Origin of the sequence: Amycolatopsis sp. NPDC024027, assembly GCF_040638975.1 — a bacterium.
Lineage (GTDB): Bacteria > Actinomycetota > Actinomycetes > Mycobacteriales > Pseudonocardiaceae > Amycolatopsis.
This window is the reverse complement of the sequence record NZ_JBEZYY010000008.1, coordinates 1-254: the sequence shown is the minus strand read 5'-3', so window position 1 is coordinate 254 and position 254 is coordinate 1.

The window sequence follows — 254 nt, the reverse complement described above, 5'->3', positions numbered from 1 at the left end:
ACCGCCGTCGCCAATCACCAATTGGGGCCCCCCCGGGTCCCCAATGAGTCATTCGCGACACCGCGGCGACCCCGGCACGGCTGAGGGCGCACTGCGAACCGCCGGCCGGGCCGGGAGGGTCGCTGCGAACCGCCGGCCGGCAGCGCAAGCCGACCAACGACGTCACCAGACCTCCCCCGCCCCTCATCCCAGCCTTCCCTTCAGTCGACGATCGGGTTTGTCAAGGCACGCTTTCCCGCCTTGACAAACCCGAT